Here is a 23,952-nt window from a genome sequence, read left to right as displayed (position 1 = left end):
AAAAAGCGGTAACCAATGTGTTATCGCTTTTGATTTTGACACAAAGCATACTATCTTCGTTATCAATATTACAATCATTTTAAAAGCCCAAAGAATGGCATTATATAAAGAGCAACAGTTAAAAATGTACAATTCTCTAACAGGAAAAAAAGAAGCGTTTATTCCCCTTCTAGAAGGACATGTTGGAATGTATGTCTGTGGTCCTACTGTATATAGTAATGTACATTTAGGAAATGTACGCACATTCATGAGTTTTGATATGATTTTTAGATACCTTAAACATTTAGGATATAAAGTACGTTATGTACGTAATATCACAGATGCTGGTCACTTAACAGATGATGGAGATCAAGGAGAAGATAAAATTGCAAAAAAAGCACGTCTTGAAAAAATAGAACCTATGGAAATTGTACAGCAGTATACTGTTGACTTTCATAACGTTTTAAATACCTTTAATTTCTTACCTCCTAGCATAGAACCAACTGCAACAGGACACATTATAGAACAGATAGAAATCATTAAAAAGATCATAGATAACGGATATGCCTATGAAAAAAATGGTTCTGTATATTTTAATGTAAACACATTTAATAAAGATCATGAATACGGTAAATTGAGCGGTCGTAAATTAGAAGATATGATTGCCAATACGCGTGCTCTTAATGCACAGGATGAAAAAGAAAATCCGCAAGATTTTGCTCTTTGGAAAAAAGCAGGTCCAGAACACATTATGCGTTGGCCTAGTCCTTGGGGAGATGGTTTTCCAGGATGGCATTTAGAATGTACTGCAATGAGTACAAAATACCTAGGAAATCAATTTGATATACACGGTGGTGGTATGGATTTAAAATTCCCACACCATGAATGTGAGATTGCTCAAAACGAAGCCGCTCTTGGAACTGTACCTGTTCGCTACTGGTTACATGCAAATATGCTCACGCTTAATGGTCAAAAAATGTCAAAAAGCACAGGTAATAATATTAATCCTGGAGAAATATTTACTGGAGATAGCCCACATCTAACTAAAGGCTTTGCTCCTAGTGCCGCCCGTTTCTTTGTACTACAAGCTAATTATAGAAGTATTCTAGATTTTAGTAATGATGCATTACTTGCGAGTGAAAAAGGCTTTAATCGTCTTATGGAAGCTCTTAAAATCATGAAGTCATTACCTACAAGTACTACAAGTACTATGGATATTGCAGCATGGCGACAGTCTTGTTATGATGCAATGAATGATGATTTTAATAGTCCAATTCTGATTGCACAACTCTTTGAAGGTGTAAAACAAATACATCTAATTAAAGATGAAAAAGCAACCATTACGGCCGATGATTTAAAGGTATTAATTCACACTCTTGAAACTTTTGTTTTTGATGTATTAGGTCTTGAAGATGGGGACGCTTTCGCGAAAGCGGACGATTCCAAACTCTCTGGCGCAGTCGAATTATTAATCAAACTTCGTAAAGAAGCTAGAGAGAATAAAGACTTTGCTACTAGTGACAAAATAAGAGATGAATTACTTGCTTTAGGAATCCAATTAAAAGATGGCCGTGAAGGCACTACGTTTACGACAAGCTAATGGCATCTTTTAAAAAAATAGCTGTTGCGCCGTTTCTAGGAATCATTTGGTTTTACCAAAAATTCATTTCTTCTTGGACACCATCTAGTTGCCGATATACACCTACCTGTTCGCATTATACAAAAGAAGCATTGCAAACACACGGACTTATAAAAGGAAGTCGTTTATCTATAAAACGCATTTTTTCATGTCATCCATGGGGAGGACAAGGACATGATCCTGTACCTCCTATAGAAGAACCTAAAAATTAAGAGAAGGATAACGCAAAGGCACATGGACTTTGTTATCTTTATCCTTTAGATAAGAATAATTATGCTGCCACTCAAATTTACTTGGAATCCAATTTCTGGATTAGATCTTGGTTTTCTTACCATTCATTTTTATAGTTTAATGTTTGTCATTGCCTTTTCATTAGGATTCTACCTCATGAAAAAAGTGTATAAAAACGAAGATATTCCATTAGAGAAGTTAGACAAGCTATTTATCTATGCGGTTGTTTCTATCCTTATAGGAGCACGTCTAGGCCATGTTATTTTCTATCAAACAGAATTATTATGGGAAGACCCATTCTCTGTGTTGCTTCCTTTTACATTTAAGCCTGAATTCCAGTTTACAGGTTTTAGAGGACTAGCTAGCCATGGCGCCGTGATTGTAGGAATGTATGGGATGTATCGTTATAGTAAAAAAGTATTAGGTAAATCTGTATTGTGGACATTGGATCGTGTTGTAATTCCTGTATCATTAGGCGCTATGTTTGTGAGGATAGGAAACTTTTTTAATTCAGAAATGATAGGAAAAGTTACCGATAGCCCTATCGGAATTAAGTTTGTACAAGATGCCATTTCTGAAAGACATGCAACAACTATTACAAACATAAAAAATCCAAGAAAGGCATATCAAGCTCTTACAGAGGATTCTCAATTTGCAGAAAAAATTGCAGACATCCCATATCGTTATCCCGGTCAATTAATGGAAGCTGCCGGCTATGCTGTTGTTTTTCTTATCATCTTCTATTTATACTGGAAAACAAAAGCCTCAGAAAAGACAGGTCTCTTATTTGGTACGTTCTTACTTCTATTAATGGGCGTACGTTTGATTGTAGAAAACTTTAAAGAGGTTCAGGTAAATGAACGTGCAGATTGGGCATTAAATACTGGCCAACTATTAAGTATCCCATTCATATTAATTGGCACTTATCTAGTATACACTGCGCTTACAAGAAAAACAGTATAACATGAATATCATAAAAAGAATCTTAGGTATACTTCTCATTGCTATTCTAATAACGAGTTGTAAGAAAAATACAGAAGAAGGTTCAATTGTTTCTAGTGAGATTCCTTTTACAAAAGAAGGGACACTTACCTTAACAAAGGCTGATGGAAGCCTTATTAAAAAAATAGATATTGAGTTTGCCGAAGATGATTATGAACGTGAGACCGGCTTAATGCATCGCTCAAGTATGAAACCATTACAAGGGATGCTATTTATACAAGATGAAGAGCGCCTGCAGAATTTTTATATGAAAAACACGCTCATATCATTGGACCTTATCTTTATAGATAGTAATAAAAAAGTAGTGTCTTTTGCTGAGAATGCAAAACCACTTGATCTTACATCATTACCATCTCAAGTCCCTGCAAAATATATCCTAGAAATCAATGGAGGCCTTTCTGAAGATTGGATTATTGAAATAGGTGACTCTGTGGAGTGGACGAGAGATTAAAACGCTTATTAAGCTTTAAGAATTAAATAATAAATGATTCTGAGTCTTTTTTGTTTGTACTAACAACTAAAATATAAAACTGTTTCGATTCCTCTTATTTATTATTATTTATAGTTTTTATTTCCTTTTTTAAATAATCTGTATATAATGCGGCTTCATCCCTGGGCAAATGGATTCCATCTGAGGTTTTGTATTTCTCTAAATCTCTTGGTGCAGCTATAAAAATATGGTTTGGAAAACTTTTTTGGATTAATGATCTAATTTGATTCGGTTTACTCAAATTGTGAATTTCAATATTTACTGGCATTTCAAAAAAGATCACATTTATATTTTTCTTCTCTAAATTACGTACAGCAAATCTTAGATTATCTATAAGTAGCGTGATTTTTTCATTAGATAAGAGTTGTGTATTTCTTTCTACTTGAAGAGCTTTCATCTTCTCAAATAATGATGAATCTGATGATTTATTAAATGATATTGAATTATCAAATGTTTTGTAGTATCCTTTTCTTATCAAACGATGAACCCTACTAGCAAAAGGCTGGATTATACGATCTCCAAATATTGCTAGAGGTTGTTTATCAGAACGGAATGCCAAAAACTTCTTTTTTGTCATATAAGGAACTTGGGAAGTTAATGACCTAGTAAATGTTTTGTTTTCTTCTTTATACAAAACATTAATTTCAATAAACACATTATTAGGTGAGTTTGCTTTTGTTGTGATAACTTTTAATCCATCAAAGGTGCTCTGACCTCCAAATGACAAATTATAAAAGGTAGGTAAACTATCCATAATAATTCGGGTAGAAAGTGAGGATCCAATAATTACATTTTCAATTTCATCACTTGCATATAGATACTTTTCTGCTCTTATATAATTGTCTTGCCATTGGTGTTGTGAGACACTAAGGTTGGGATATGCATATAGAATTATTGACCAAATTGAAAATAAAACAATGCTCGTTAATATCGTTTTTTTTATCATTTTTAAATTAAAATTGGAAATAAATAAAGTCACCAGGTGTACCACTATTGACTAAAATTAACAATAACATAATTGAGTAGAATATAAATTCAAATCGTTTAAGATGCTTCTTGCCAAAATTGTTTACGTATAAATAAATTAAATGATATATCAATATAGGGGATGAATATATTAATATTTTAATGACTAAGGGGCGTTCAAATGAAATAGTAAAATTATTATAAATAGCTTCTATATATTTGATTACATGATCGAACTCTGGTAACTTAAATAATAACCAAGCTATTGTGACTAGACTAAAAATTGTAATCCATTGTAAAAAGCGAATTCCTGGGAATTTTATTTTTCGAGTATATGGAGAGAAAACTCTCTCGAGAGCCAATGCTAATCCATGAAACAAGCCCCAAATAGCATAGCTCCACGCCGCTCCATGCCACAAACCTCCTAATATCATAGTTATCATAAGGTTAATGTAAGTTCGGTATTTCCCTTTTCTATTCCCTCCAATTGGGATATATAAATATTCCATTAAAAATGATGAAAGAGAAATATGCCAGCGTTTCCAAAACTCTTTAAATGATGTTGATATATAAGGAAAGTTAAAATTATCATGAAGATTATACCCAAATAGTCCTGCAATGCCAATTGCAATAAGTGAATATCCTGCAAAGTCTGCAAAAATTTGATTAGAATAACCAAATAGCATAGTAACAAGGGATACAGAATCTTTGCTCTCAAAGTATGGGTAAGAAATCCAAAAAGTAAAATCTTTTAAATTATCTGCAATGACCATTTTTAAAAAATAACCTGTCAAAATATTCTTAAAGCATTTTTCCCAATTAATGGTATTCAACGTTTTAATTTTTATTTGAGGTAAAAAATCATGTGCCTTTACAATGGGTCCAGCAATTAATTGCGGAAAAAATGCAATGAAGAAAAGAGTGTTTTGTGCATGAGTGGCTAATGAATTCGGAATGATCTTTTTATTTTCAAAATGATTTTCTTTATAAACATCGACTAATAAGCTGATTCCTTGAAACGTAAAAAAGGAAATACCTATAGGAAGGGGAATTGAAATAAGAAATTCGCTAAAATCAGAATCATTTAATACTGTTTTGGCAATTAGCCCACTATATTTAAAAAAAGCAAGAATAGATAGATTAGATATTACACCGATAGATGCAATGAGTTTTTTATTTTTTTTATTATGAATTACATAGAAACTAGTTAAGATATTGACACCCGCAGAAGTTAATAGTAATAATAAAAGCAATGCATCATGCCAAGCATAGAAAATTAAACTAGCCAGTATTAAAATTCGAACTTGAGTTTTTACAGTTTTCACACTATAAAAAATCATGAAAGTTAATGAGACTAGAATTACAAATGATAAACTATTAAAAAGCATATATTTAAAATTATTGTGGTTAACAATGATATATGTGCGCGGATACCTATTATGTTTTTCGCAAATCTAGAAGATTTATAACTAACTTAAATTATAGAAATAAAAAAAACCGTCTTCAAATGAAGACGGTTTTTTATACGTTGTAAGTAAAACTTATTTCTTAGCTAAGAATTCGTTTACTTTATCTGGTGCCATAACAGACTCAACAAAAGTGTAAGCTCCCGATTTTGGAGATTTTACCATTTTGATCGCTTTTGTCAAACGCTTTGATCCTGTCTGTAACGATGCTACTGATTTCTTTGCCATGTCTTAACTTATTTAATTTCTTTATGAACGGTCATACGCTTAAGTACTGCGTTAAATTTCTTTAACTCCATACGGTCTGGCGTATTCTTTTTATTCTTTGTTGTAATGTATCTTGAAGTCCCTGGCTCACCAGTTGCTTTGTGCTCTGTGCACTCTAAGATCACTTGTACTCTGTTCCCTTTCTTTGCCATTTCTGTTACTCTTTATGGGATTATTTTGTTAAGAATCCTTTTGCACGAGCTTCTTTAAGCACTGCAGAAATTCCTTTCTTGTTGATATTTTTTAAAGCAGAGGTAGACACTTTTAGTGTAATCCACTTATCTTCTTCAGGAATGTAAAAACGTTTTTTCACAAGGTTAGCGTTAAATCTACGCTTCGTCTTATTCATGGCGTGAGAAACATTGTTTCCAACCATTGCTTTTTTTCCTGTAAGCTCACAAACTCTTGACATCTTAATAATCTTTTCTTGTTATTTCAAAACAGGGTGCAAATTTACATAAAATCCACAGTTACACCAAAACAAAATGCTAGTTTTTTAAAATTTCTTCATGTAATAGCTCTAATGCTTTATTTACAGCCTTTCCAATCACTCTTTCTCTATGAGTTCCCATCATAAAATGATAGGCTTTTACCCCTTCTCTTGTAGCAATTCCAATATAAACTGTTCCTACTGGTGCTTCCGAATCTCCTTTTGTAGGTCCCGCATTTCCAGTAGTCGCAATTGCGTAATCTGTATCGTATAAATCTCTTACTTGTTTTGCCATGGCTTCGGCTACTTGAGCACTAACAACAGAGTGCGTTTCTATAAGTGCTTCATCAACTCCTAAAACTTCGGTTTTGGATCGTGTAGCATAGGTAACTGTACTCCCTGCCAAATATCCCGAAGCGCCTGGATTTGCAGTAAATCGTTGCACAATGCTACCACCGGTACAACTCTCTGCTATAGCAAGGGTTTTAGAACGAGCCACGAGTTCGTTTCCTATAATAACTTCAAGAGGTCCTTTCTCTTCAAATCCTACAAAAACATCCTCAATAAGAGGTTTTAGTTTTTCTAACTGTATTTGCATGGTAGCGTCTACTTCTTCTTTATGAGTTCCTGTCGTAGATAAACGCAAGCGTACGCGTCCTAAAGATGGCAAATAAGCTAGTTTAATCGTTGCTGGTAATTCATCTTCAAAGGTTTCTATCCGTTGTGCTAGCGCACTTTCTCCCATTCCATATGTGAGTAACGTTTTATGTAGAATGTATGGAAGTTCAAATTGCTCTTGTAGTTTAGGTAATACCGAACCTTCCATAAGGCCTTTCATCTCATGGGGTACACCTGGCATAGAGATAAAGACTTTCCCGTCTTGTTCCATCCACATGCCAGGTGCTGTCCCAAAACGATTGGTTAGAATAGTCGCTTTAGAAGGTACTAACGCTTGTGTTTTATTAGCTTCTAATAATGGTCTCTTGACATAGGCTTTAAAAATATGAGTCACATGATCAAGTACTTCTTGACTAAGTACCAATTCGTCATTAAAAAACTCGCAAAAAGTATGCTTTGTAATATCGTCTTTGGTAGGTCCTAATCCTCCTGTAATGATAATGATATCTGAGTTTGCTTTCGCGAAAGCAAAACTTTCCAAAATATGATCTCGCTCATCTTGCACAGAACTTATTTGATATACAGATATTCCTATTTCATTAAGCGCTTTTGATATATATGCAGAGTTTGTGTCTACAATCTGACCAATGAGAATCTCATCGCCTATCGTAATAATATGGGCTTTCATAGTGCTTAGAAATTAAAATCTTCTTTTAATTCTCCAATCACAATGGTGAGTGTGGTGATGATTTCATCAAGTTGTTGCTCTATAGCTGAAGTGGGTTTATTAGAATCTGACCACTTCTCCATAGCCACAATTTGTTTTAATAAATCAATTCCAAACATATCTAAGTTAGGCTTCATTTTATGAGCAAATTGATATGCCATCTTATGATTATCATTCTCTATCGCTGTTTGCATCGCTTCCATATCTGGTGGAATCTCTTGCAAAAAAGTTTCTACTATTACTGTAACAAAGCTATCGTCACCTCCAGCAATCTCTCTTACCTTTACTAGGTTATAATTTTTTGCCATACCTATTTTATATTGATAGAAAACAACTCTGTATCTCCTATAAATCCTTTTAATTTATCATTTACCGCAACAGATCCAACTCCCGCTGGTGTGCCTGTAAATATAATATCTCCAATCTTAAGAGTAAAGTATTGAGACACATAACTTACTAATTCGTCTATTTTCCATAGCATGTGGGTTGTATTTCCATCTTGTACCACTTTGCCATTTTTTTCTAAGGTAAACGGAATGTTGTCTACGTTTTCAAAAGTATTTTTAGGTAACCAATTCCCAACAACTGCTGAGCCATCAAAGGCTTTTGCTTTTTCCCAAGGTAAACCTTTTGCTTTAAGATCAGATTGTAGGTCACGTGCTGTAAAGTCAATACCTAAGCCAATTTCATCATAATAAGTATGTGCAAATTTTTTATCTACATACTTCCCTATTTTTTTAATTTTCACAAGAATCTCAACTTCATGATGTACATCTTTTGAAAATTCTGGAATTACAAAAGGGTGTTTCTTAAGAAGAATAGAAGAATCTGGTTTTAAAAACACAACAGGATGTTCTGGTCTTTCGTTGGCTAGTTCTTCAATATGTTTGGTATAATTTCTACCGATACAGATTAACTTCATAGGGAGTGATTCTTCAAGGGTTATTGCTAGAGATAAGAGGTTTTTGTTTAAAATTTATTATTAAAGCCTCTTAATTTAATTGCTGTAAGGACTTTTTTGGTATATAAAGGGAAATCTGCATTTTGAATCCATCCATAATATCCAGGTTCTTGATCTAATACTGTTTCGACTAATTTTCCTTTGTGTTTTCCAAAAGCAAATATCTCGACTCCATTATCATTATACCCAATAAAACCTGCAAAATCTGCTATTTTTTTTCGTGTGCTAAAATCGGCTAATGATTTCATATTATTTTCTAAATCTTCATAGCGATCTAGTTGTGATTTTAGAACCTCATACGTTGCTTTCGTATCGGCAGCTGCACTATGTGCATTTGTAAGATCTTGATCACAATAAAATTTATATGCAGCTACTAGCGTACGTTGTTCCATTTTATGAAAGATATTCTGCACGTCAATAGCATTACGATTTTTCATATCAAAATCGATATCACATCGTAATAATTCTTCTGCAAGTAATGGGATATCAAAGCGATTAGAATTAAATCCAGCTAAATCTGAATCTTTAACAATCGTATGTATTTCGGTTGCCTTTTCTGCAAAGGTAGGCGCATCTACAATATCGGCATCACTTATTCCGTGTATTGCCGTAGTTTCTGCAGGAATAGGAACTGTAGGGTTAATACGCTGTGTATATTCCTCTTCTCTACCGTCAGGAAATACTTTTAAAATAGAGATCTCTACAATACGATCTTTAGCAACATTGATTCCAGTAGTCTCTAAATCAAAAAAACAAATAGGTCTACTTATATTAAGCTTCATAGGATTCATTATTAGATAACAAAAATACAATTTTGATAGACTATCCTCCTTTTTTATTTATCATAAAAATATAAGAATATGTATCTTGTACCTTAATTTATCCTAAATGACTTTACTTGCAAACCATGAAATACATTATTGCTTTTTTTTCTCTTTTTAATACAGTAGCAATACTTGCTCAAACTCCAGCGGTAGAACTCATAGAGGATAAGCAACCTAAACGTTGGACATTGTATGCTCAGAACAATACAGATGTTGCGCATGAAGCATTCTTATTGGTACAAGGAGAGGGTTTCAGACGTAGTGCAGATCGTCCTATCATAAAAAAGGTCCCACCACATAGCAAAGTATCTATGATCGTCTTAATTCCGTTAAAAGGTGCAACCCCAAGCTATACAAAGATCTTTACCTTTGAAGAGCAATTACAAACGATACGTAGACGCAAAGGAGAAGGACAAAAGGAACGAGTTCATCTACGACCAGTGAATCCTGATCAACTCACTGTTTTTATAGAAAAAGATTGTGAGAAATGCGACTACCTTATAAACTATCTAAATACTAATCGCATTAAATACAGAAAGCTTGATATTAAAAAGAATGATGCAGTTTTTGATATGATGTGGTCACACCTTAAGGATTCTATTTCAGGAGGAGAACTTGTTAAACTACCGGTACTAATGCACAAAAAGAAAATGTACTTTGATGCGCTATCGATGAAGCATTTTATACAAAATTTTGACTGGGGACAAATAGAATAAGCATTGTTATTTTACGTAGTCCGCTTTCGCGAAAGCGGTAACAAACCTTTTATACTTACCAAGAATGAACATAAAGATCATCATATCACGTTTTACCATTTGCATAGCACTACTAAGTATAAGTATAGGTTGTAAAAACACATCTTCTAAAGAAACGATAGCGATACTCAGCCATACAACGCCTGCAAACGAATTACAAAAAGAACAAATGCACATGGTTGCTGCATTCTCTGGAGCTACAGAAATATCGCAAGGTCAAACCATAAAAGGGAGGTTTGAAGAAGAAGAAAAAAGCTTTGTAAGAAGCTATATAAACGAGCAGTTAAGGGAGATTAAATTATCTCCACAAGATCATGCTTACGAGATTACAATCACTTATGATGATGGCTCTACAAAAGATTTTGAAGGCACAAATGTATACACCACCATTCCGTCTACGATTCCTAGTGATGAATATATCTTAATAGGTGCGCACTATGATGCTGTACCATACTCTCCAGGTGCAAATGATAATGCTACAGGTTGTGCTTTGGTATATGGGATATCAAAACAAATTTCTTCTTTAAAGACTAGAAATAAAAATGTGATCGTTGCCTTTTTTGACCAAGAAGAATTTGGACTAGTTGGAAGTAAAGCCTTTGCTCGATTTATTAAAAAAGAAAAATACACAATTCATTCTGTTCATACGGTAGATCAAATGGGATGGGACAAAGACAATGACAAAGCCATTGAACTTGAATTACCTACTCCCTATCTTAACTCTATATATAAGAAACATGCCAATAAGATGAACCTCTCTGTATTTAAGACAGATGTAGCCTCTACAGATCACTCTAGTTTTAGAAGTGCGGGATATAAAGCCATTGGGCTCACAGAAGAATATAAAAACGGAGATACCACACCTCATTATCATCAAAATTCTGATACTTATGACACTATAGATTTTGAGTATTTATCATCCTCCACAGAACTTATGTATCAAGTAATTAAGGAATTGGTGACTGATTAAACCTCGCCTCTAGCAATAGTCGTATCTTTTTCAAAAAACAATTAGTATCTTCCTGACTACATTATCTTTATGAATGCACTTTCAAGAAATTTAAACTATATATTCTGGGGTACTTTACTCATTATTTTTGACATAAATTTTGAGTCTAGTACAAATGGCTATGGATTAAAAATTGATATGCTTAATGACGTTATAGGTGCCTGCTTTGTATTTATAGGAGTACGGTATTTACTCAAGGCAAATATCCTAAATCAAGCCTATTACAAGCATCTAAAAATAGCATTATACGCTGCTAGTATTTATATATATCTAAGTTTTATAGATTTTATAATTTCTCCTTTTCCACCTGAGTTCAATTTCTTTAATCTCCTTTTAACATTATTTGTTATATATGGCGAAATCGAATTTTGCAAAGCAATGAGTATGCTTTCTGATACTGCAAATGATTTTGTATTAAAAAGAAATTGGAGAACTGCTATGTTATTAATTCTATACATTAACTTTATTCCATACACCTTGTTTGTTATAAGTACTATGCTGGATGTAGTAGGACTCAATATAAATCTAGACCTCTTTTCTTATGCATCTATCTTGGGACTATTCTTTTTCCTTCAGTTTATATCTCCTATTTATATACTTTGGGTTCTTTACAAAACAAAACAAACAATTAAACAGATATAAGCAATTTGAAAACAATAGAAAGTAACATCCTTGGAACATTAAAACAAGCAAAAGGCTTTGATGATTGGTGGGAAAGTGACCCAGTAGCTATTTCGTTTTTTGAAGATAAAAAAACAACCATTACCTACATGGATGTTGTCCCAGATAATGATCCAACTTTTATAGAAGAGGCAGATCAAGCTATCAAAACCTTTCTTTCAAAAGAAAGAGAAGATAGATTTGATATTTCTGCATTGGCTTACAAAAACTGTATGGACTTTTTAAGAGCTGTCGAATTTGATGAAGCAGATCAACCATTGTGGGATATAGAACATGAAAACGATATTTGGAAATTTATCTACCCACACGATATCTATGTAACTAGAGGCCACGGAAAAGATGATGGTATCTATATTAATGTAGCATGTGAATGTGAGTGGGAACAAGAACACGGTTTTCAAATGATTTTTAAAAGAGGTAATCAATTAGTAAAACTAAGTGAACAAGATGGATATATCGCAGAAGAAAAAGAAACTCTAAATCTGCATGAGACCTCAAACACATTTGATCATAAAATTCCAGAAGAACAACATACAACAAGTATTTGGTCTAAATTTAAAAGGTTCTGGACATAGAACTCTTTTAATAAATCACACATACATTATGCACCTTATCTATATCATATTACTCCTTTTTTATCCTAATGAGATAAGAAGTCTAGACTCTATTTCCCAAGAAACTATAATACAATCCGAAATACCTCAAGGAAAAATGACATTTGAGTTGTATTTTTCAGAATGGGATGGTCGTATGCCCAACACTTCTGTAGATGTGATTATTAAAGGAACTACCATTACTGTTTTAAAAAATAAAAAAACAAACCTAACTGGAGAAACCTTCATTACAAAAGGCATTCTCATAAAACATACATCTGGTGTCTGGATCATTGCAGAAAAACCATCTGATAAAGATATTGAAGAAATTGGAGGATGCACAGGAGGTCCTATCCCTATTAATTTTAAAAAGAAAATAATAGAATGGTGCTAAAAAAAAAACACATTATGAATATTGTAAAACAAAATAATACCGTCTTAATTCTTTTAACCATTTTCTTCACAACACAGATCACTTTTGCCCAAAGCGTAGAGCAACAAGAAATGGCAAAATTATCTTTTATGATTGGTGACTGGAAAGGAACAGGCTCTTCATTACCAAAAGAAGAAAACAAACCATATGATGTTTTATCAAAGGTGAGATATGACCTTGATGGAGAACTGATTGTTTTAAAACATAGATCACAAAGAGGTGGTAAGTCTGTATTGAGTTTACATACTATTATTTATTACAATGCAGAAGAAGAACAATATTATTACTATGCATTTAGAAAAAAAGGAGCACGTCCTTTTACTGGAACTATTATAGATGGGAAACTTATTTGTACTATAGGGGATGATTATCAACTTGTATTTCAAAGAACACCTGAAGGCTTTTTTAATGAATATGGAGAAAAACGAGTTGATGGAATTTGGGTAAAAAACTTTGAAGATCTTTTACTTCCGACTTCTGAAATTACTTTTTAGATGTTTCATTTTACGCTTTCGCGAAAGCGTAACCCACACAATAACAATTATACATCTTAGTTATACTACTAAATAAGCTCAACCGCTATATATACAAGTGCTTATTAAAGGCCTACCTATTATAATTATTAGTACCTTACATTACTAAATCCTATACATCATGATCAAAAAACTACCACTTATCCTCTTACTATTTGTAGTATGCATTGCAAAAGCACAAGACCGTCCCATTAAAATTATAGATGAGAAAAAAGCAAATCGGTTATTATTATATGCCGTAAATGAAAATGAAAAAGACTTAGATGTCATGGTCACCGTTACAGGAACTGGTTTTAGACAAAGTAAATCAAAACCTAGACTTACTCGGATTCCTGCTACTTCAAAAGTAAATATCAAAAGCCTCGTTATAGAAAGAGGAAAAACGCCTAAGTATGAATGTGAGATCGTAGTAAATGATAGTTTATCACGCCGTGCTCTTAAAAGACCATTTGAGCTTGTTAAAATTGAAGCAAAACGTCCTATTCTTATTTACTTAACAGAACGATGTACAAGTTGTGATAGCCTTATTTCTAGTCTAAAAAGTAGTATTTATTTGTTTAAAACGCAGCAATTAAGTGAACAACCTAAGATGCGTGATTACCTAGAGAAAACATTGGAGAACTCTGCTACGCCACTTGGAAAACTCACCACTCCTATTGTAAATTTAGGTGGAAAGATTTTTGTAGATATAGAAACCTATGAAAAATTAATGGAGACACTTGCAACGATAGAGTAATTCAAAAAACGCTAAAGATAAAAAGCCCAATTCGATGTGAATTGGGCTTTTCTTATACTATATAGTTTCTATTAGATTTCTCTATTTATATCCCAAGCTTCGAGATAATCTGCAACGCGTTTTACAAACTGTCCGCCTAAAGCTCCGTTTACTACACGATGGTCATATGAATGTGATAAGAACATTTTCATACGTATTCCTATAAAGTCTCCATCTGGTGTTTCAATCACAGCTGGTACTTTACGTATAGCTCCTAAGGCAAGTATTGCTACTTGAGGCTGATTTATAATAGGTGTTCCCATAATACTTCCAAAAGTACCTACGTTTGTTACCGTATAGGTTCCTCCTTGTGTATCATCTGGTTTTAATTTTCCTCCGCGAGAACGTCCCGCAAGATCATTAACCGCCTTTGTCATTCCGACAAGGTTTAATTGATCTGCATTTTTTATTACAGGTACGATAAGGTTCCCGTCAGGAAGCGCTGCAGCCATTCCTAGATTTATATTTTTACGTTTGATAATACGATCTCCATCTACAGCAATATTGATCATTGGGAAATCACGTATTGCTTTTGCAACGGCTTCCATAAAGATAGGAGTAAATGTAAGTTTTTCTCCTTCTCTTTGCTCAAACGTTCCTTTTACTTTCTTACGCCAATTCCAAATGTTTGTTACATCGGCTTCTATAAAAGATTGTACGTGAGCACTTGTTTGTACCGAAGCAACCATATGATGAGAAATTAGTTTTCCCATACGAGTCATTTCAATAACCTCATCTTCTCCATTTACACTTACAGGAGCAGCGGTTACTTTTGGAGCTTTTGCGGTTGGAGTTGTTTTTTGTGGTGCAGCAGCTGGTGCTTTTGTAGCAGTACCTCGTGTTGCGATATAGGTAAGCATATCATTTTTTGTAACACGACCTTCTTTTCCAGTTCCAGGAATGGTATCAAGCTCTGCTTGTGCAATCCCTTCTTCTTTTGCCATGTTCTTTACAAGAGGAGAGTAAAAACGATCCTCAGAACTTATAACTGGAGCAATAGTATCTTTTGCAGCAGTTACCGTTTTCTCTACAGCGGCTACTGCTGGACTAGCTGTTTCTATTTTTGCGGCTGGAGCTGGTGCCGAGGCTTCATCTCCATCAGTTTCTATAATAGCTATTGTTTGTCCTACTTGAACAACATCATCTATATCAAAAAGTTTTTCAACAAGAACTCCATCTACCTCACTAGGTACTTCACTATCAACCTTATCGGTAGCAATTTCTAATACAGCCTCATCTGCCTCTATAGTATCACCTACTTCTTTAAGCCAAGAGGTCAATGTCGCTTCTGCAACACTCTCTCCCATCTTTGGTAGTTTAAGTTCAAATTTTGCCATTTTCGTATTTAAAAGATGTTTTTATTATTATTTATGCAAAAATACTATTTTATACAGACTTAAATTATGAAATCAATAATTTAATCGTTCTAAAAATGGAGTACTTCACCTCTTCCTTCTCGACTATTACTTCCAATCGCAAAGGTAGTATTTTTAGGGATAATTTTAAAAGTTACTCCCTTCTTCTCAGATTCTGAAATCAATGCAATACATCTCGCATAAGATATTGATCCCGCATCCAGAAATACTTCTGTTCCTTCTATCTCTTCATGTATATCGATAACTTTTTTAACTGGAGCATCTATAGACTTAGAAACCAATTTTATAAGTCTCTCATCATCTGTAATCATTACATAGTGTTTGGGTTGCTCTATAGGTAATGTAGGAGTACGCTTTCGCGAAAGCGTAGCAAACCACAATCCTATACGTACCACAAGTGCTTCTACCGTATTGTTATTAAAATGCTTATGGTAAAAAATACGCATAGCATCATAAAATCGTTTTCTATAAGTAGCATCTTTTGAGGTGCTCTCTCCTTTATAATGTAATGTCGTGGTTTCTCCAAAATAATAATTTTGATACCCAGTTTTTACAATGGTGTATGACAAATCTATATCTTCTCCATACATAAAATACTGTTCATCAAACCCTTTTACTTCTATATATACCGATCGTTTAAGAAACATAAAAGCACCTACGAGTATGGTTACTTTCCCAATTGCATCTTGGCTAAGATCATCTACATAATAAGAAGTGCCACTGCCAAATATTTTTTGAAATGCTATTTTTGGTGTAGGTAGGTTACGTTTACTCTCTGGTAAAAATCGCCCTGTACCGTCTACAAGACGTGTTCCTACAGCTCCCATTTGAGACGTTTGAGAAGCAAAAACTAATAGCTTTTTAAAGGTATCTTCTCCTACAACAGTATCGGGATTAAGAATACAAACGTAAGTTCCTTGTGCTTTTTCTACACCTTGATTATTTGCAGTAGAAAATCCTACATTTTTCTTATTTGCAATTAAAATCACTTCTGGAAACAGCCTTTGCATCATAGCACAACTATCATCAGGGGAGTCATTATCTACTACAATAATTTCTGCATCTATAGTCCCAATAGCTGCTTGTACACTTCGTAAGCAGAGCTCCAAAAAGTGACGCACATTATAGTTTACTATGATGACTGAAAGTTGTTTCAAGTATTTAATTCTTTAATGAAGATTCAAAAGGAATGCGATGTAAGATACTTCTTCCTAAAGTAACCTCATCTGCATATTCTAACTCATCACCTACGGCGATTCCTCGTGCAATTGTTGAGGTTTGTATTTTATATTCTTCAAGTTGGCGATAAATATAAAAATTGGTCGTATCACCTTCCATTGTAGAGCTCAATGCAAAAATGACTTCTTTAACAACACCTTGTTTTACTTTTTCTATTAAGGTATAAATATTGAGTTCTTGTGGCCCTATTCCATCCAGCGGACTAATTTTCCCTCCTAAAACATGATATAAACCTTTATATTGACTCGTATTTTCTATTGCCATCACATCTCGTATATCTTCTACCACACATACTAAGGATTCGTCTCTTTTTGGATTTGCACATATCTCACAGAGTGCTACATCAGAAATATTATGACATTTCTTACAAAACTTAATGGTATCCCGCATAGTAAGCAATGCTTCTGCAAGATGATGTGTTTGTGTTTCTGGTTGCCTCAATAAATGTAGTACGAGTCGTAATGCCGTACGTTTTCCTATGCCTGGTAATTGAGACATCTCATAAACTGCATTTTCTAATAATTTTGAGGAGAATTCCATATATGAAGTACTCTTAATTTTTATCTTCTAGTAAAGGTACAAATCGAAACTCACCAAATTCTTTCTTCTCAAACTTAGTCGCTTCTACACGAACAAAAAGTGTCATTACTTGTGGATCATCACCTACAGGTATAACGAGCCTCCCTCCTATTTTAAGCTGGCTCAACAAAGGTTTAGGAACAAAAGGAGCGCCTGCTGTTACAATAATACTATCAAAAGGCGCATACTCTGGCAATCCTTTATAACCATCACCAAAACTCAAGAACTTAGGTCTATATCCCAATTTAGATAAAAAGAGTTTTGTCTTTTTAAATAACTCTTGTTGTCTTTCTATAGAATATACTTTGGCTCCAAGTTCACAAAGAACCGCAGTTTGATACCCACTTCCTGTTCCTATTTCTAGAACTTGATCTCCTTTTTTTATTTTAAGTAATTCACTTTGAAAAGCAACGGTATAAGGTTGCGATATTGTTTGGTCTGCTCCAATGGGAAATGCTTTGTCTTGATAGGCATGATCTTCAAAACTACTATCCATAAAAAAATGTCTAGGTATCTTCCCTATTGCTTGAAGTACCTGAGGATTTGTAATCCCTTTTTTTACGATTATATCGACCAGTTGTCTGCGCTTTCCTTGATGGCGTGTTGTATCCTTCATTCGGTATAAAAATACAGCTTTAATTGAGCTTTCAAAGAAAAGTATAGGAGTTTAATTAAAGATCAATTTTCTATATAAAAATCTTAAAAAAAATCCCTTAAATAACACTATTTTTGTATAAAACACAACCCTATGCTTAAAGCTGGAGTGCTAGGTGCTGGACACTTAGGAAAAATACATTTACGACTCATACAACAATCTGAAAATTACGAGCTTATTGGTTTTTATGATGCTTCGCCAGAAGTACGTAAAGCTATTTCCGATGAATTTGGATATACACCTTTTGATACCATGGAGGAGCTTATTAATGCCTGTGACATGGTAGATGTAGTGACTCCTACAACATTTCATTATGAATGTGCAAAAATGGTAATTACTGCCGGAAAGCATCTTTTCATAGAAAAACCTATTACAAGTACTACTCAAGAGGCAGAAGAACTTCTTGCTCTTGCAAAGGAACATAATGTACTTGGTCAAGTAGGACACGTAGAGCGTTTTAACCCAGCTTTTATGTCGGTAAGTGACTCGATACAAAGTCCTATGTTTATAGAAGCACATAGACTTGCCGAGTTCAACCCTCGCGGAACAGATGTGCCTGTAGTGCTTGACCTTATGATTCATGATATAGATGCCATCTTAAGTGTCGTAAAAAGTCCTGTAAGAAACGTATCTGCTAGTGGTGTCTCTGTAATCAGTGATACACCAGATATTGCAAATGCTCGGATTGAGTTTGAAAATGGATGTGTTGCAAATCTTACGGCAAGTCGTATTTCTCTTAAGAATATGCGTAAAGCGCGTTTCTTCCAGAAAGATGCGTATATCTCTGTAGACTTTTTAGAAAAGAAAGTAGAGGTCGTAAAAATGAAAGATGCTCCAGAGAATCCTGACGATTTTGCTATGATTCTTCAAAACGCAGAAGGCATTAAAAAACAAATCTATTTTGACAATCCAGAAGTACCTTCTAATAATGCGATTCTTGATGAGTTAGACGCTTTCGCGAAAGCAATAAAAAATAATACCACTCCTATTGTGTCCCTTGAAGCTGGGACAGAAGCATTACGAGTTGCAAAAATGGTCATTGCAGACTTTTAAAACGACATACATGCGTACGTATTTAACAACCCTATTTATAGTATTAATAGCACTACCTGTATTTGCGCAACAAAAAGCAGAAAAAGTAGAAGTTATTGATCTTGCAAAAGATTTAATATTGACAACCAAGGTAGAAAAGAATATCAAGCAAGTTTGGTGGATTCCAAGTGAGTACTGGAGAATTGCATTATCTGACACACCCGATATAGGAGAAAGTATTATTGTAGATATTGAAACCCAATTAGATGGATATTCTCTATTTTCTGTTGTCAACTCAGATGTAACTACACTTGGCGGTTTTAAACCATTACCAGCAACAGTAACGATTATAAATAATGAAGCAATACTCAGTCCTATTCCAGAAGATGAAATACCTGCCGAGATAAAAAGGTTATTAAATATATTAAAACCTTCACTTGCTGGTATGATAGGACAACTAGGGGAACAAATGAATTTTTATGTATTTAAAAATACCCTAGAAAATGGAACTATAGCCATATCACCATTTAATAAAGGTGAATTATATGTAAAAGTTAATGATGCAGACTTCAAGTACCGTATTCCATTACAATCTATGGTTGAAAAGAAAATATGTCCAAAAGATGGAGAACATCTTAATGGGAATTGGGACTATTGTCCTTGGCACGGGAGTAAACTTCTTATAAAAGAATAATGATTAATAGTAAATAAGATTTCCAACTACACGGAAATAGCATAAAACATATGAAAAACGTAGCAGTCATCGGTGCTGGAACCATGGGTAATGGAATCGCACACACATTCGCACAAAGTGGATACAAAGTTCAATTAATAGACATTTCTCAAGACTCTCTTGACAGAGGTATGGCAACGATCACAAAAAACTTAGATCGTTTACTTACAAAAGAACGTATTACAGAAGCACAAAAACAAGAAACATTAAGTAACATCACCACATTTACAAATATGAGTGAAGGTGTTGAGTATGCTGGTCTTGTTGTAGAAGCAGCTACAGAAAATGTAGATCTTAAACTTAAAATATTTAGAGATTTAGATGCTGCCACAGGTGAAGACACGATTCTAGCTACAAATACATCATCTATCTCTATTACTCAAATTGCAGCCGTTACAAAACGCCCTGAACAAGTCATAGGAATGCACTTTATGAATCCAGTACCTATTATGAAGTTGGTAGAGATTATACGTGGTTACAATACAAGTGATGCTGTTACAGAAACTATCATGGACATGTCTAAAAACCTAGGCAAGGTGCCTGTAGAGGTTAATGATTATCCTGGTTTTGTAGCAAATCGTATTTTGATGCCTATGATTAATGAAGCAATAGAAACACTATACAATGGTGTTGCTGGCGTATATGAAATAGATACTGTTATGAAACTTGGAATGGCCCACCCTATGGGACCTTTACAACTTGCAGATTTCATAGGTCTTGATGTATGCCTTTCTATTCTAGAAGTAATGCATGATGGATTTAAAAACCCAAAATATGCACCTTGCCCATTATTGGTAAATATGGTACGTGCAGGAAAATTAGGTGTTAAGTCTGGAGAAGGATTTTATGATTATTCAGAAAGTCGTAAAGCCGAGACTATAGCAAAAATGTTTGCTTAATCAACAATCTATAAAGGATCATGAAAAAGAGCATATACGACTTAACAAAAGAAGATTGGAACACACTCTTCCCCATAGCTCTTGTCGATCATAATCCTGAATGGAAGACGATCTATAAACAAGAAGAAAAACGTATTATAGATCAGTTAGGTACCAATGTGATTTTACAAATAGAACACTTTGGGAGTACCTCAATTCCTTCGATTAAAGCAAAACCATATATTGATATTATCATTGAAATTTCTAAAGAATTACTTTTTGATGATAGCATTATACAAAGTTTTGATGCATTAGGATATGTCTATTTTATGGTTCCTGAACGAGAAGGTATAGATGCTTATATGTCTTTTGGAAAAGGATATAATCTCGATGGAGAAAAGGAACAAATCTATCATATCCATATGTGTCCAAAAGATAATTACATGTGGCAACAAGTCGATTTTAGAGATTATCTAAATACAAACATAGATAGAGCCAAAGCGTATGAAGATTTAAAAATAACATCTGCATCAAAGTTTAAAAATGATAGAGGTGGTTATGTTTTATCCAAGACCGATTTTGTAAATGACACATTAGAGATGATACATACTAAGAAAATATAACGATGCAAAAGATAACTACGCATCCTTTTCGCTTAGAGAAAGCTAGATATTTTAGCTTGTTGTTACAACTATATGCAAGAAGAAAATGGTATTTGATAGTGCTAATCATTGGAGTTCTTGCTTTATATATCCCTAAAGCTTCTAGTGATAGTGTCGCAGGTGTTTTTGTTCTTTTTGGATTACTTTATTTCCCATTAATTATATTTAGGTTTTATAGATGGGTATATTCAAAAGAAAATGCTAATTATTTTATTGAAAGTCAATTAACCGTTGAAGATTCTTTTTTATATTTTAAAGACATAAACGGCAATGAATCAAAAATAAATACTTCAAGTTTTGTTAAAGTAGGTCAAACAGAAAAGGAATATCTTCTATATGTATCGCAAAACAATTTTAGTTATATCCCAAAAGCCGCCTTCAAAACAGATGAGGATCGAGAGCATTTTGAAAAAACTCTGAATATTACTTCTTAATTATATACGTAAAACAAATGCCTAAAATCATTCCATTTCGCGCAGTACGCCCAACTAGGGATAAAGTAGGTCTTGTTGCAGCAAGATCTCATGAATCGTACTCTAAAAAAGGACGTAAATTCAGAATGGATAGAAATCCATATTCATTTTTACATATTATAAATCCTGGTTATAAATATCATAAAGAAATCAAAGGAAAAAAGGGTTTTACATTAGTACGTAACAGATACCAAGAGTTTAAAGAAGATAAAATCTTCATGAAAGAAGAAGAAGCCTCTTTTTACATTTATAAAATTATAGATCGTAATGGTGAGGTCTTCTCTGGTCTTATTGCTGCAGCAAGTGTTTTTGATTACGAAAACAACATCATAAAAAAACATGAAGACACTATTGCAGATCGAGAAGAGTTATTTAAAGAATACTTAGACATTGTTGGCTTTAATGCAGAAGCAGTGTTACTCACCTATCCAGATAATGACACCATAGCGTCTATCATAGCCAAAACAACAAAAGCACGTGCTGAGTATGAGTTTACCACCACCTATAGAGATACTCATTATTTATGGCCATTAAGTGATTCCAAGAGTGTTGCAATCATTCAAAAAGCCTTTGAACAAATGCCACAACTCTATATTGCAGATGGACACCATCGCTCCTCTTCCTCTTACCTTCTTGCAAAAGATCATCAACAAAATGATGAAAACTATCATGAAGACGCTCCTTATAATTATTTTATGAGTTACTTACTTCCAGAATCGGATATACGTATTCATGAATTTAATAGACTTATAAAGGATCTTAATGGGCTTTCTAAAGAAGAATTTCTAATTGCATTAGATACAAATTTCAGAATAGAAAATAGAGGACTTACCGCCTATAAGCCAAGCAAAAAGCATCACTTTTCCATGTATCTGGACGGTGAATTTTATTCGCTCTATCTACGCAAAAGCAATTATAATTTTGAAAATACATTAGAAGCACTTGATCCACAGATTTTATACAGAACGGTTTTAGAACCTATACTAGGTATATCAGACCTACGTAATGATTCTCGCATCACATATGCTGGAGGAAAAAAAGATATGGTATATACAAAGAGTGTTATCGATAAAGAAGAATATAAAGTAGGGTTTGGAATGCTTCCATTAACTATGGATGAGTTAAAACAAATCGCAGATGATGGATATACGATGCCTCCAAAAAGTACGTATATTGAACCAAAATTAAGGAGTGGTATTACCATTTACGAATTTTAAAACCAAATACACCTACATAAGAATATCATTAAAACTCTTACCAGACCCCAAAATATATGAGTAGTATAGAAGAAAACATTACACATCTTCGCAAAGACATCCCTCCTACTGTTACACTCGTTGCTGTATCTAAGACAAAACCAGTGATAGCTATACAAGAAGCCTATGATGGAGGGCAACGTATTTTTGGCGAAAATAAAATACAAGAGATGTCCGAAAAATGGGAACAACTCCCTAAAGACATTCAATGGCACATGATTGGACATGTACAAACCAACAAGGTAAAACAAATGATCTCATATGTAAACCTTATTCACAGTGCCGATAGATTAAAACTTTTTAAAGAAATAAACAAACAAGCCATACTTACTAATCGAATTGTAGATGTACTGTTACAAGTAAAAATTGCTCGTGAAGATACTAAGTATGGAATGCCTTTATTGGACGCAAAAACACTCTTGGAAGGAGATCAATTACTAGAATTTCCAAATGTAAATGTAGTAGGTCTCATGGGAATGGCATCTTTTACAAATGACCTTACTCAAATAGAAGCCGAGTTTAAATTATTAGAAGGTTTATTTATACGCTTTCGCGAAAGCAAAAACCTATCCATTCTCTCCATGGGAATGAGTGGTGATTATAAACTCGCTATAGAAAATGGAAGTACAATGATCAGAGTTGGGAGTGCTATTTTTGGAGCTAGAAACTATAATCAGACACCATAATATC

31 protein-coding genes are annotated in these 23,952 nt (G+C 33.8%); 18 read left to right on the top strand and 13 right to left on the bottom strand.

From position 1 onward, the window contains the following. The first annotated feature begins 94 nt into the window (after positions 1-94). The 4 genes from cysS to ABJD27_RS03750 all read left to right on the top strand — a co-directional run bounded on the left by cysS (position 95) and on the right by ABJD27_RS03750 (position 3,302). On the top strand, positions 95-1,579 hold the full coding sequence (gene cysS, locus ABJD27_RS03765; RefSeq protein WP_348170850.1) for a cysteine--tRNA ligase: 1,485 nt from the start codon (positions 95-97) through the stop codon (positions 1,577-1,579). Further along, positions 1,579-1,830: a membrane protein insertion efficiency factor YidD gene (yidD, locus tag ABJD27_RS03760; protein WP_348170853.1), complete on the top strand. Its 252-nt coding sequence runs from the start codon at positions 1,579-1,581 to the stop codon at positions 1,828-1,830. The genes cysS and yidD overlap by 1 nt, the downstream gene beginning before the upstream one ends. 61 nt (positions 1,831-1,891) lie before the next feature. Further along, entirely contained in the window at positions 1,892-2,812 is a 921-nt protein-coding gene (lgt, locus tag ABJD27_RS03755) for a prolipoprotein diacylglyceryl transferase (protein ID WP_348170856.1), read from the top strand. A gap of 1 nt (position 2,813) precedes the next feature. After that, positions 2,814-3,302: a DUF192 domain-containing protein gene (locus ABJD27_RS03750; RefSeq protein ID WP_348170859.1), complete on the top strand. Its 489-nt coding sequence runs from the start codon at positions 2,814-2,816 to the stop codon at positions 3,300-3,302. A 94-nt stretch (positions 3,303-3,396) separates the two neighbouring features. Here ABJD27_RS03750 and ABJD27_RS03745 read toward each other — a convergent pair whose 3' ends face one another. The 9 genes from ABJD27_RS03745 to ABJD27_RS03705 form a co-directional block, all read right to left on the bottom strand. Continuing rightward, positions 3,397-4,287, bottom strand: a complete 891-nt coding sequence (locus ABJD27_RS03745; RefSeq protein WP_348170862.1) for a hypothetical protein — start codon at positions 4,285-4,287, stop codon at positions 3,397-3,399. 7 nt (positions 4,288-4,294) lie between these two features. Next, positions 4,295-5,632 (bottom strand): MBOAT family O-acyltransferase, encoded by a 1,338-nt coding sequence (locus tag ABJD27_RS03740; protein ID WP_348170865.1) that lies wholly within the window; start codon positions 5,630-5,632, stop codon positions 4,295-4,297. 216 nt (positions 5,633-5,848) lie between these two features. Then, a complete protein-coding gene (locus ABJD27_RS03735; protein ID WP_348170868.1) occupies positions 5,849-6,001 on the bottom strand; it encodes a DUF4295 domain-containing protein in 153 nt (50 codons plus the stop codon). 8 nt (positions 6,002-6,009) lie between these two features. Next, positions 6,010-6,192, bottom strand: coding sequence for a 50S ribosomal protein L33 (rpmG, locus tag ABJD27_RS03730; protein WP_348170871.1), 183 nt, complete (start codon positions 6,190-6,192; stop codon positions 6,010-6,012). 20 nt (positions 6,193-6,212) lie between these two features. Beyond that, a complete protein-coding gene (gene rpmB, locus ABJD27_RS03725; RefSeq protein ID WP_348170874.1) occupies positions 6,213-6,452 on the bottom strand; it encodes a 50S ribosomal protein L28 in 240 nt (79 codons plus the stop codon). Positions 6,453-6,528: 76 nt separating this feature from the next. Continuing rightward, complete coding sequence (locus ABJD27_RS03720) at positions 6,529-7,776, bottom strand: competence/damage-inducible protein A (protein WP_348170877.1); 1,248 nt, start codon at positions 7,774-7,776, stop codon at positions 6,529-6,531. A 5-nt stretch (positions 7,777-7,781) separates the two neighbouring features. Then, positions 7,782-8,123, bottom strand: a complete 342-nt coding sequence (locus ABJD27_RS03715; protein ID WP_348170879.1) for an Hpt domain-containing protein — start codon at positions 8,121-8,123, stop codon at positions 7,782-7,784. A gap of 2 nt (positions 8,124-8,125) precedes the next feature. Beyond that, on the bottom strand, positions 8,126-8,737 hold the full coding sequence (locus tag ABJD27_RS03710) for a fumarylacetoacetate hydrolase family protein (protein ID WP_348170882.1): 612 nt from the start codon (positions 8,735-8,737) through the stop codon (positions 8,126-8,128). A gap of 47 nt (positions 8,738-8,784) precedes the next feature. Beyond that, positions 8,785-9,558 (bottom strand): 3'-5' exonuclease, encoded by a 774-nt coding sequence (locus tag ABJD27_RS03705; protein WP_348170885.1) that lies wholly within the window; start codon positions 9,556-9,558, stop codon positions 8,785-8,787. Between the two features lie 125 nt (positions 9,559-9,683). Here ABJD27_RS03705 and ABJD27_RS03700 point away from each other — a divergent pair, with 125 nt between their 5' ends. The 7 genes from ABJD27_RS03700 (at position 9,684) to ABJD27_RS03670 (ending at position 14,340) form a co-directional block, all read left to right on the top strand. Then, complete coding sequence (locus ABJD27_RS03700) at positions 9,684-10,316, top strand: hypothetical protein (RefSeq protein WP_348170888.1); 633 nt, start codon at positions 9,684-9,686, stop codon at positions 10,314-10,316. Positions 10,317-10,380: 64 nt separating this feature from the next. Further along, entirely contained in the window at positions 10,381-11,325 is a 945-nt protein-coding gene (locus ABJD27_RS03695) for a M28 family peptidase (RefSeq protein ID WP_348170891.1), read from the top strand. A gap of 69 nt (positions 11,326-11,394) precedes the next feature. After that, the gene (locus tag ABJD27_RS03690; RefSeq protein ID WP_348170894.1) at positions 11,395-12,006 is read left to right on the top strand and encodes a hypothetical protein; all 612 of its coding nucleotides are present in this window, start codon (positions 11,395-11,397) and stop codon (positions 12,004-12,006) included. 5 nt (positions 12,007-12,011) lie between these two features. Beyond that, complete coding sequence (locus ABJD27_RS03685; RefSeq protein WP_348170897.1) at positions 12,012-12,620, top strand: hypothetical protein; 609 nt, start codon at positions 12,012-12,014, stop codon at positions 12,618-12,620. Positions 12,621-12,648: 28 nt separating this feature from the next. Next, on the top strand, positions 12,649-13,032 hold the full coding sequence (locus ABJD27_RS03680; RefSeq protein ID WP_348170900.1) for a hypothetical protein: 384 nt from the start codon (positions 12,649-12,651) through the stop codon (positions 13,030-13,032). A 14-nt stretch (positions 13,033-13,046) separates the two neighbouring features. Then, on the top strand, positions 13,047-13,565 hold the full coding sequence (locus tag ABJD27_RS03675; RefSeq protein ID WP_348170901.1) for a hypothetical protein: 519 nt from the start codon (positions 13,047-13,049) through the stop codon (positions 13,563-13,565). Between the two features lie 160 nt (positions 13,566-13,725). Beyond that, positions 13,726-14,340: a hypothetical protein gene (locus ABJD27_RS03670; protein ID WP_348170904.1), complete on the top strand. Its 615-nt coding sequence runs from the start codon at positions 13,726-13,728 to the stop codon at positions 14,338-14,340. A gap of 71 nt (positions 14,341-14,411) precedes the next feature. Here ABJD27_RS03670 and ABJD27_RS03665 read toward each other — a convergent pair whose 3' ends face one another. From ABJD27_RS03665 to ABJD27_RS03650, 4 genes are all read right to left on the bottom strand, one after another. Then, a complete protein-coding gene (locus ABJD27_RS03665; RefSeq protein WP_348170907.1) occupies positions 14,412-15,716 on the bottom strand; it encodes a dihydrolipoamide acetyltransferase family protein in 1,305 nt (434 codons plus the stop codon). Positions 15,717-15,805: 89 nt separating this feature from the next. Next, positions 15,806-16,912, bottom strand: coding sequence for a glycosyltransferase family 2 protein (locus ABJD27_RS03660; RefSeq protein WP_348170910.1), 1,107 nt, complete (start codon positions 16,910-16,912; stop codon positions 15,806-15,808). Positions 16,913-16,916: 4 nt separating this feature from the next. Further along, positions 16,917-17,534 (bottom strand): recombination mediator RecR, encoded by a 618-nt coding sequence (gene recR / locus ABJD27_RS03655; RefSeq protein ID WP_348170912.1) that lies wholly within the window; start codon positions 17,532-17,534, stop codon positions 16,917-16,919. A 13-nt stretch (positions 17,535-17,547) separates the two neighbouring features. After that, positions 17,548-18,189, bottom strand: coding sequence for a protein-L-isoaspartate(D-aspartate) O-methyltransferase (locus tag ABJD27_RS03650; RefSeq protein ID WP_348170915.1), 642 nt, complete (start codon positions 18,187-18,189; stop codon positions 17,548-17,550). A gap of 132 nt (positions 18,190-18,321) precedes the next feature. Between ABJD27_RS03650 and ABJD27_RS03645 the strand changes: the two genes are divergently transcribed. From ABJD27_RS03645 to ABJD27_RS03615, 7 genes are read left to right on the top strand one after another with little or no spacing between them, the layout of a single operon-like run. Continuing rightward, positions 18,322-19,281 (top strand): Gfo/Idh/MocA family oxidoreductase, encoded by a 960-nt coding sequence (locus tag ABJD27_RS03645; protein WP_348170918.1) that lies wholly within the window; start codon positions 18,322-18,324, stop codon positions 19,279-19,281. A 10-nt stretch (positions 19,282-19,291) separates the two neighbouring features. Beyond that, positions 19,292-19,954, top strand: coding sequence for a hypothetical protein (locus tag ABJD27_RS03640; protein ID WP_348170921.1), 663 nt, complete (start codon positions 19,292-19,294; stop codon positions 19,952-19,954). Between the two features lie 50 nt (positions 19,955-20,004). Next, the gene (locus ABJD27_RS03635) at positions 20,005-20,892 is read left to right on the top strand and encodes a 3-hydroxybutyryl-CoA dehydrogenase (protein ID WP_348170924.1); all 888 of its coding nucleotides are present in this window, start codon (positions 20,005-20,007) and stop codon (positions 20,890-20,892) included. Positions 20,893-20,912: 20 nt separating this feature from the next. Then, entirely contained in the window at positions 20,913-21,494 is a 582-nt protein-coding gene (locus ABJD27_RS03630; protein WP_348170927.1) for a GrpB family protein, read from the top strand. A gap of 2 nt (positions 21,495-21,496) precedes the next feature. Continuing rightward, a complete protein-coding gene (locus ABJD27_RS03625; RefSeq protein WP_348170930.1) occupies positions 21,497-21,967 on the top strand; it encodes a YcxB family protein in 471 nt (156 codons plus the stop codon). A 17-nt stretch (positions 21,968-21,984) separates the two neighbouring features. Beyond that, a complete protein-coding gene (locus ABJD27_RS03620) occupies positions 21,985-23,223 on the top strand; it encodes a DUF1015 domain-containing protein (protein ID WP_348170933.1) in 1,239 nt (412 codons plus the stop codon). Between the two features lie 56 nt (positions 23,224-23,279). After that, the gene (locus ABJD27_RS03615; RefSeq protein WP_348170936.1) at positions 23,280-23,948 is read left to right on the top strand and encodes a YggS family pyridoxal phosphate-dependent enzyme; all 669 of its coding nucleotides are present in this window, start codon (positions 23,280-23,282) and stop codon (positions 23,946-23,948) included. Positions 23,949-23,952: the final 4 nt, after the last annotated feature.

Source organism: Dokdonia sp. (assembly GCF_039945015.1).
Classification (GTDB): Bacteria; Bacteroidota; Bacteroidia; order Flavobacteriales; family Flavobacteriaceae; genus Dokdonia.
Note: the sequence above shows the minus strand (reverse complement) of the source record. Positions and strands in the feature narration are given on the sequence as shown.